This is a genomic window from Kitasatospora sp. NPDC059827 (genome assembly GCF_042731675.1).
In the GTDB taxonomy this organism is placed as follows: Bacteria; Actinomycetota; Actinomycetes; order Streptomycetales; family Streptomycetaceae; genus Kitasatospora.
This window is the reverse complement of sequence record NZ_JBHWIV010000040.1, coordinates 70,008-78,487: the sequence shown is the minus strand read 5'-3', so window position 1 is coordinate 78,487 and position 8,480 is coordinate 70,008. Positions and strand designations below refer to the sequence as shown.

At 73.4% G+C, this 8,480-nt stretch carries 6 protein-coding genes and 1 pseudogene; 4 read left to right on the top strand and 3 right to left on the bottom strand.

What is annotated here, in order from left to right; genetic code table 11:
• Positions 1–73: 73 nt before the first annotated feature.
• From ACFV8H_RS24290 to ACFV8H_RS24280, 3 genes and pseudogenes are all read right to left on the bottom strand, one after another.
• Positions 74–2,092, bottom strand: a complete 2,019-nt coding sequence (locus tag ACFV8H_RS24290; protein WP_380403513.1) for an acetoacetate--CoA ligase — start codon at positions 2,090–2,092, stop codon at positions 74–76.
• 145 nt (positions 2,093–2,237) lie between these two features.
• Positions 2,238–2,786: an NUDIX domain-containing protein gene (locus ACFV8H_RS24285; protein ID WP_380403511.1), complete on the bottom strand. Its 549-nt coding sequence runs from the start codon at positions 2,784–2,786 to the stop codon at positions 2,238–2,240.
• A 21-nt stretch (positions 2,787–2,807) separates the two neighbouring features.
• A pseudogene (locus ACFV8H_RS24280) lies at positions 2,808–3,702 on the bottom strand (NUDIX domain-containing protein).
• A 161-nt stretch (positions 3,703–3,863) separates the two neighbouring features.
• On the opposite strand from ACFV8H_RS24280, the gene mmuM reads away from it, so the two are divergent.
• From mmuM to glpK, 4 genes are all read left to right on the top strand, one after another.
• Positions 3,864–4,808, top strand: coding sequence for a homocysteine S-methyltransferase (mmuM, locus tag ACFV8H_RS24275; protein WP_380403508.1), 945 nt, complete (start codon positions 3,864–3,866; stop codon positions 4,806–4,808).
• A gap of 150 nt (positions 4,809–4,958) precedes the next feature.
• Positions 4,959–5,723 carry an IclR family transcriptional regulator gene (locus tag ACFV8H_RS24270; protein ID WP_380403505.1) on the top strand — a complete coding sequence of 255 codons (765 nt, stop codon included), beginning with the start codon at positions 4,959–4,961 and terminating at the stop codon, positions 5,721–5,723.
• A 308-nt stretch (positions 5,724–6,031) separates the two neighbouring features.
• Positions 6,032–6,742, top strand: a complete 711-nt coding sequence (locus tag ACFV8H_RS24265; RefSeq protein WP_380403528.1) for an MIP/aquaporin family protein — start codon at positions 6,032–6,034, stop codon at positions 6,740–6,742.
• A 113-nt stretch (positions 6,743–6,855) separates the two neighbouring features.
• A complete protein-coding gene (glpK, locus tag ACFV8H_RS24260) occupies positions 6,856–8,376 on the top strand; it encodes a glycerol kinase GlpK (RefSeq protein ID WP_375892307.1) in 1,521 nt (506 codons plus the stop codon).
• Positions 8,377–8,480: the final 104 nt, after the last annotated feature.

The window sequence follows — 8,480 nt, the reverse complement described above, 5'->3', positions numbered from 1 at the left end:
TATTACCCCCCGCGGCGTAGGGGCCCCCCCACCGCACTGGTGGGGGCGCCCCTTCGGCGTTCGCCCGGGTCGGTCAGGCCTGGCGGTCGACCCGGAGGCGCTCGAAGAAGCGCAGGTGGTCGAGGTTGTCGACCGAACCGGGGTTGACGGCCTGCTCCAGCGGGGTGCCGGAGAGGATCCGCTTGACCGGGACCTCGATGCGCTTGCCGGTCAGCGTGTGCGGCAGGCCGCGGACGGCGATCACCTCGTCCGGGACGTGGCGCGGGGAGAGCTCGGTGCGCAGCGAGGTGCGGATGCGGCCGATGAGGTCGTCGTCGAGTTCGGCGCCGGGGGCGAGGACGACGAAGAGCGGCATCCAGTAGCCGCCGTCGGGCTCCTCCAGGCCGATGACCAGGGACTCGGCGATCTCGGGGAGGCGCTCGACCACCTCGTAGATGTCCGAGGAGCCCATCCGGACGCCCTGGCGGTTGAGGGTGGAGTCGGAGCGGCCGTGGATGACGACGGTGCCCCGGGAGGTGACGGTGATCCAGTCGCCGTGGCGCCAGATGCCGGGGTAGGTGTCGAAGTAGCTGTCGTGGTACCGGGTGCCCTCGGGGTCGTTCCAGAAGCCGGTGGGCATCGAGGGGATCGGCTTGGTGACGACGAGTTCGCCGACGGTGTCGGTGTGCGGGTGGCCCTGGACGTCCCAGGACTCGACGGCGGCACCCAGGCAGGGGGCCTGGATCTCGCCGAGGTACACCGGCAGGGTGGGGACGCCGCCGACGAAGCAGGAGCAGACGTCGGTGCCGCCGCTGACCGAGGCGAGCCAGACGTCCTGCTTGACCTCGTCGTAGATCCAGCGGAAGCCGTCCGGCGGGAGCGGGGAGCCGGTGGTGCCGATGCAGCGGACGGCGGAGAGGTCGAGTTCGCGGCCGGGGTGCAGCCCGGCCTTGCGGCTGGCGATGACGTACGCGGCGGAGGTGCCGAGGACGGTGGCGCGGGTGCGGGCGGCGACGGACCACAGGGCGCCGGTGTCGGGGTGGCCGGGGCTGCCGTCGTAGGTGACGATCGTGGCCCCGACCAGGAGGCCGGCCAGCAGGAAGTTCCACATCATCCAGCCGGTGGAGGTGTACCAGAGGAAGCGGTCCCGGGGGCCGAGGTCGAGGTGGAGGCCGGCCTGCTTGAGGTGTTCGAGCAGGATGCCGCCCTGGCTCTGGACGATGGCCTTGGGCAGGCCGGTGGTGCCGGAGGAGTAGAGGACCCAGAGCGGGTGGTCGAAGGGGACCGGCTCGAACACCGGCGCCACGTCCCCGGCGACCAGGTCCTCCCACCGGAGGGCGCCCTCGGGGGCCGGGGCGCCGAGCAGCGGGACGTGCACCACGGTGTGCAGGCTGGGGAGTTCGCGGCGCAGCTCGGCGACGACCTCGGTGCGGTCGTGGTCCTTGCCGCCGTAGTGGTAGCCGTCGACGGCGAAGAGGACCGCGGGTTCGATCTGCTGGAGGCGGTCGAGGACGCTGCGGGCGCCGAAGTCGGGGGCGCAGCTGGTCCAGACGGCGCCGACGGCGGCGGTGGCGAGCAGTGCGACGGCGGCCTGCGGGATGTTCGGCAGGTAGGCGCTGACCCGGTCGCCGGGGCGGACGCCGCGGGCGCGCAGGGCGGCGGCCAGCGAGCCGACCTGGCGGCGCAGTTCGGACCAGCTGAGGGCGGCCGGCTGCTCGGTGGTCTCGTCCAGGTGGAGGATCGCCGGGCGGTCGGCGTTCGCCTCGTCCTCGGCGGCGCGCAGGGCGTGCTCGGCGTAGTTGAGGCGGGCGCCGGGGAACCAGCGGGCGCCGGGCATGGCCGGGTCGGCGAGGACGGCCTCGGGGGCCTCGGTGAAGCGGACGTCGAACCACTGGGTCACCGCGGTCCAGAAGCGGTCGAGGTCGGCGGTGGACCAGGCGTGCAGGTCCGCGTAGCGCTGGGCGGCCTGCTGGTCGTCGGCGGCCGGAGCGAGCGGGCCGGCCGGGGCTCCGTGGTGTTCGGCGGCCCAGGCCTGGAAGGCGACCAGGCTGGTGGCGGCGGCGCGAGCGGGGTTGGGGCGCCAGAGCGGCTGGTCCTGGGAAGGGGTGCTCACGGTGGTGGTCTCCCGGCCGGTGGGTGGGGACGGGTGAGCTCGTGGCCACCCCGTCCGGTTGGGCTGTCGGTGCAGACCATGCCATGCGAGCGGCCGCTGCGCCAGGGTCGGCCGGGCGTTGCGCCACCCCTCGGCGGGCCGCCCCTCAGCGGGGGGTGAACTCGCCGTCGAACCAGCGGCGCAGGATGCCGTTGTGGAAGTCCCAGACCAGCGCGGTGTCGGCGGTGGCGAGCAGCCAGCCCTCGGTCTCGTCGGTGGGGAGGGAGGGCGGGAGTTCGGCGAGCGGGCGGGCGGGGAGGAGTCCGCAGAGCATGACGAAGCGGCCGTTGGGGTCGGAGGCCGTGTGGATCAGGCGGACGTCGGCGGCGTCGGCCAGGATGCCGGTCTCCTCGGCGAGTTCGCGCACGCAGGCCTGCTGCCAGCTCTCGCCGAAGTCCATGTAGCCGCCGGGGAAGGCGAGTTCGCCGTAGCCGGGTTCGATGGTGCGGCGGATGACGACCAGGGCCGGCTCGGCATCGGGCCGGGTGACGGGCAGGACGGTGACGGCGACGGGCAGCGGGTTGCGGTAGCTGATCTCGGCACAGCCGGGGCAGGTGCGGGGCCAGCCCTCGGTGCCGGGCGCGTACGGCGTGCCGCAGAAGTGGCAGTGGGAGAACGGCCGGTGGGTGGTGCGGGTCGCTTCGTCGGTGGTCATGGGCGGATGGTAGCCCCGGGCTCAGCGGGGCCGGTCGTCGGTGGTGGGTGCGCCGAGGCCCTGGCCGTCCTCGCGGGCCGGGCGGAGCAGGGCGGGGTGCAGCAGTCGGGCGCCGCCGGCGTGGTAGGTGCGGGCGCGGGGGCCGCCGCGGGCGCCGCCGCGCTCGGTGGTGGTGCCGGTGCTCTCGACGAAGCCGGGGGCGGAGAGGACCTTGCGGTGGAAGTTGCCGGGGTGGAGCTTCTCGTCCCAGACGGCCTCGTAGACGGCGCGGAGGTCGGGGATGGTGAAGTCGTGGGGCAGGAAGGCGGTGGCGAGCGGGCTGTACTCCAGCTTGGCGCGCACCCGGTCGAGGCCGTCGGCCAGGATGCGGGCGTGGTCGAAGGCGAGCCGGATCGGCTGCGGTGCGACCGGCGGCTGGGGCGCGGTCCGGAGGCCGCGGGGCCGGGTCGAGATCGGCCACCGGGTGCCAGGCGGCGGCCGCGGCGTCCGTGCCGGCCTGCGGGTCGGGCAGGTCCGGGGCGAAGGCCAGGTAGGCGACGGAGACGACGTGCATCCGTGGGTCCCGCTCGGGGGCGCCGTAGGTGCCGAGTTGTTCGAGGTGCAGGCGGCAGAGCGCGGCCTCGGCCTCGGAGACGCCCTGGAGGCCCGTCTCCTCGGCGAGTTCGCGGGCGGCGGCCTCGTCGAGGCCCTCCTCCCCCGCCCGCAGGAAGCCGCCGGGCAGCGCCCAGCAGCCCTGGTACGGCGGGGCGCCGCGCTCGACCAGCAGCACGTGCAGCCGGCCGCCGCGCAGCGTCAGGGCCACCACGTCGACGGTGACGGCGATCGGGGCGTAGGCGCGCGGGTCGTACGCGGCGAGCCACTCCTGCTCGGCCGTGGGCCCGGCGGCGGGCTGGGGGGACGCGTCGTCCGCTGCCATCGCCGGCTCCTCTCCGCGCCCCTGGGGCACCTGGTGCTGTCGTTCTCGGGATGAGCACAACGTAACGACTCCGTTCCCCGGCGGCAAACGGTTTTCCCGGTCGGCGGGGGGCTCCGGCTTCTAGGCTGTGACCAGGAACGACCGCGCCCGAGGAGGCCGAGATGCCCACTGCTCCCCCGCCGGACTTCGCCACGGCGCTGGCGGCCGGCCCGCTGGTCCTGGACGGCGGGATGTCCAACCAGTTGGCCGCCGCGGGGCACGACCTGTCGGACGCGCTGTGGTCGGCGCGGCTGCTCGCGGACGACCCGGACGCCGTGGTGGCGGCGCACCGGGCGTACTTCGCGGCGGGGGCCGACGTCGCGATCACGGCGAGCTACCAGGCGAGCTTCGCGGGCTTCGCCCGGCGCGGGGTGGGGCACGCGGCGGCGGCCCGGCTGCTGGCGAGCAGCGTGGAGCTGGCCCGGGAGGCGGCGCGGGCCGAGCCGGGCGGCCGGCGGCGCTGGGTGGCGGCCTCGGTCGGCCCGTACGGGGCGGTGCTGGCGGACGGTTCGGAGTACCGGGGCCGGTACGGGCTGGACCACGCGGAGCTGGTGGCGTTCCACCGGCCGCGGCTGGAGGTGCTGGCGGCGGCCCGGCCGGACGTGCTGGCGCTGGAGACGGTGCCGGACGCGGACGAGGCGCGGGCGCTGCTGGAGCTGGTGCGCGGGCTGGGGGTGCCGGCCTGGCTGTCGTACAGCGTGGCGGACGGCCGGACCAGGGCCGGGCAGCCCCTGGAGGAGGCGTTCGCGCTGGCGGCGGAGGTGGACGAGGTGCTGGCGGTGGGTGTGAACTGCTGCACTCCGCGGGACGCGGACCTGGCGGTGGCGGTGGCCGCGGAGGTGACCGGGAAGCCGGTGGTGGTCTACCCGAACAGCGGGGAGCACTGGGACCCGGACCGCCGGGACTGGCGCGGGGAGTCGACCTTCCGCTCGGCGCGGGTGGGCGGCTGGCTGGCGGACGGCGCGCGGCTGGTCGGCGGCTGCTGCCGGGTCGGCACCGACGGGATCGCCGCGCTGGCGGCCGAGGTGTCGGTGCGGCGCGGGCTGCTCAGCGGGGTGGAAGGGTAGGCCCTGCGGACGGGGCGGGCGCGGAAGGTTAACACCGGGTCGAGCGCGGGTTACCGAGGGGGAAGGTGCACGGACGGACGGCGGCCTGGCAGACTCGTCCCGTCACCACTGCGGTCGACAATGTCGACCGCCTGTCGTCCGGAGGTATCCATGCCCGGCCCGATCCAGTCGCTCTCCCGGGCCGCCGCGATCATGCGCCTGCTGGCCGGCGGCGAGCGCCGCCTGGGGCTGTCCGAGGTCGCGACGGCACTGGACCTCGCCAAGGGCACCGCGCACGGCATCCTGCGCACGTTGCAGCAGGAGGGGTTCGTCGAGCAGGACCCGGAGAGCGGCAAGTACCAGCTGGGCGCCGAGCTGCTGCGGCTGGGGCAGAGCTACCTGGACGTGCACGAGCTGCGGGCGCGGGCGCTGGTGTGGGCGGACGACCTGGCCCGGGCGGCCGGGGAGACCGTCTACCTGGGGGTGCTGCACCAGCAGGGCGTGCTGATCGTGCACCACGTGTTCCGGCCCGACGACACCCGGCAGGTGCTGGAGGTCGGCTCGATGCAGCCGCTGCACAGCACCGCGATCGGCAAGGTCCTGGTGGCCTACGACCCGGTCGCGCGCGGGGAGTTGGGCGACGGTCCGTACGAGTCGTACACCGTGCGGACGCTGACCGGGGCGAGCGACCTGGACGCCGAGTGCGCGCTGATCCGCGAGCGCGGCTGGGCGGACTCGGTCGAGGAGACCTGGGACGGCGTGGCCTCGATCGCGGCGCTGATCCAGGACCGGCGGCGCAACCCGGTGGGCGCGGTGTGCATCAACGGGCCGGTCGAGCGGGTCTGCGAGGACGGCTTCGTGAAGCCCTCGCTGGTGGCCTCGGTGCGCAGCGCGGCGCGGGCGATCTCCCGCGACCTGGGCGCCGGGCGGTTCTGAGCATCGCGGTCGATTCGTCACGCTGAGGCGCGGACGGGCGGTGAGCCTGTCCGCGCCTTGGCGTTTTGCCCCGATTCGGGGCGCTCCGCTGGGTAACTTCGGGGGACCTTCCGAGGGAAGGGTCACAGCTGCGTAACCCCGCCTTGACGCGGGGCCGACCTGGGGAGGAAGCTTCCGCATGACGGTCGACATTGTCGAACGATGGCCGGGAAGATCACTCCCACGGCGCGCTCACCCGCACAGGGATCCACCGGCCACCTGCCCCCACCCGCACTTCGGGCCATGACAAGGGAGTCTTTGTGTCCGCCATCTCCAACGGCGACGTCTTCGTCGGCGAAACCCTCGGCACCGCCGCCCTGATACTCCTCGGCGGCGGCGTCTGCGCCGCCGTGACCCTCAAGAAGTCGAAGGCCTTCAACGCCGGCTGGCTGGCGATCACCTTCGGCTGGGGCTTCGCGGTCCTCATCGCCGCCTACATGACCGGGGCCAAGTCCGGCGCCCACCTCAACCCGGCCGTCACCATCGCCATCGCCGTCAAGACCGGCGAGTGGAGCCAGGTGCCGCTCTACATCGGCTCCCAGCTGCTCGGCGCGATCATCGGCGCCGTCATGGTCTGGCTCGCCTACCTCGGCCAGTTCCAGGCCAACACCGAGCCCACCCTCGGCATCTTCTCGACCGGGCCCGAGATCCGGAACCCGCTCCAGAACGTGATCACCGAGGTCATCGGCACCTTCGTGCTCTGCATGGCGATCCTCACCCTCGGCACCACCAAGGGCCTGGGTGACAGCGGCATGGGCACCCTGATCGTCGCCCTCACCGTCGTGGGCATCGGCCTCTCCCTCGGTGGCCCGACCGGCTACGCGATCAACCCGGCCCGCGACCTCGGCCCGCGCATCGCCCACACCTTCCTGCCGATCCCGAACAAGGGCGGCTCGGACTGGTCGTACGCCTGGATCCCGGTCGTCGGCCCGATCCTGGGCGGCCTCGCGGCCGGCGGCGTCTACAACGCCCTGTTCTAAAGGCCCGGTTGGAAACCGCCGAGCACGGGGACTGACCGGACGTACGGGTAACGAACGTCCGTGTCAGGCCCACCCACCCCGTAACCCCCGAACTTGAGCCGAGGACCCTCCACATGACCTCCACCGGTAACTACATCGCCGCGATCGACCAGGGCACCACCTCCAGCCGCTGCATCATCTTCGGCGCCGACGGCCGGATCGTCTCCGTCGACCAGCAGGAGCACCGGCAGATCTTCCCCCAGCCCGGCTACGTCGAGCACGACGCCGCCGAGATCTGGACCCGGGTGCAGTCGGTCGTCCGCGGTGCGCTGGAGAAGGCCGGCCTGACCAAGGACGACATCCGCGCGATCGGCATCACCAACCAGCGCGAGACCACCGTCCTGTGGGACAAGAACACCGGTGAGCCGGTGCACAACGCGCTGGTGTGGCAGGACACCCGCACCGAGGCGCTCTGCCGCGAACTGGGCCGCAACGTCGGCCAGGACCGCTTCCGCCGCGAGACCGGCCTCCCGCTGGCCAGCTACTTCGCCGGCCCGAAGATCCGCTGGCTGCTGGACAACGTCGAGGGCCTGCGCGAGCGCGCCGAGGCCGGCGACATCCTGTTCGGCACCATGGACACCTGGGTGATCTGGAACCTCACCGGCGGTGTGAACGGCGGCAAGCACGTCACCGACGTGACCAACGCCAGCCGCACCATGCTGATGAACCTGAACACCCTGGCCTGGGACGAGAAGATCGCCGACTCGATGGGCGTGCCGCTGACCGTCCTCCCGGAGATCCGCTCCTCCGCCGAGGTCTACGGCGAGGCCGTCGGCGACCTGGCCGGCGTCCCGGTCGCCGCCGCGCTCGGCGACCAGCAGGCCGCCCTGTTCGGCCAGACCTGCTTCAACGAGGGCGAGGCCAAGTCGACCTACGGCACCGGCACCTTCCTGCTGCTGAACACCGGCGAGAAGATCGTCAACTCGTACCACGGCCTGCTGACCACGGTCGGCTACCGGATCGGCGACCAGGCCCCGGTCTACGCGCTGGAGGGCTCGATCGCCGTCACCGGCTCGCTCGTCCAGTGGCTGCGCGACCAGCTCGGCATCATCTCCACCGCCGCCGAGATCGAGACCCTCGCCAACACCGTCGAGGACAACGGCGGCGCCTACTTCGTCCCGGCCTTCTCCGGCCTGTTCGCCCCGTACTGGCGCTCCGACGCCCGCGGTGTGATCGCCGGTCTGACCCGGTACGTCACCAAGGGCCACCTGGCCCGGGCCGTCCTGGAGGCCACCGCCTGGCAGACCCGCGAGGTCGTCGACGCCATGCAGAAGGACTCCGGGGTCGAGCTCACCGCCCTCAAGGTCGACGGCGGCATGACCAGCAACAACCTGCTCATGCAGAACATCGCCGACGTCCTGGACGCCCCGGTCGAGCGCCCGTACGTGGCCGAGACCACCGCCCTCGGCGCCGCCTACGCGGCCGGTCTCGCCGTCGGCTTCTGGAACGACCTCGACACCCTGCGGGCCAACTGGCACCGCGCCGCCGAGTGGACCCCGCGCATGGACGAGGACACCCGGGAGCGCGAGTACAAGAAGTGGCTCAAGGCCGTGGAGCGCACCATGGGCTGGGTGGAGGAGGAAGAGACCAACTGACCGACCCGCCGGTCGGGGCCCAGTGCCCCGGCCGGCCGCCCGCTGTTCCGGCAACGGGCGCAACCGTGTTCCACCGGCCCGCCGCACCGGGCCGACCGGCCTCT

Coding starts and splice junctions, on each gene's coding strand:
- ACFV8H_RS24285 (WP_380403511.1), bottom strand. CDS start 2,786: ATGACCACCGACGAAGCGACCCGCACCACCCACCGGCCGTTCTCCCAC.
- mmuM (WP_380403508.1), top strand. CDS start 3,864: ATGCCCACTGCTCCCCCGCCGGACTTCGCCACGGCGCTGGCGGCCGGC.
- ACFV8H_RS24270 (WP_380403505.1), top strand. CDS start 4,959: ATGCCCGGCCCGATCCAGTCGCTCTCCCGGGCCGCCGCGATCATGCGC.
- glpK (WP_375892307.1), top strand. CDS start 6,856: ATGACCTCCACCGGTAACTACATCGCCGCGATCGACCAGGGCACCACC.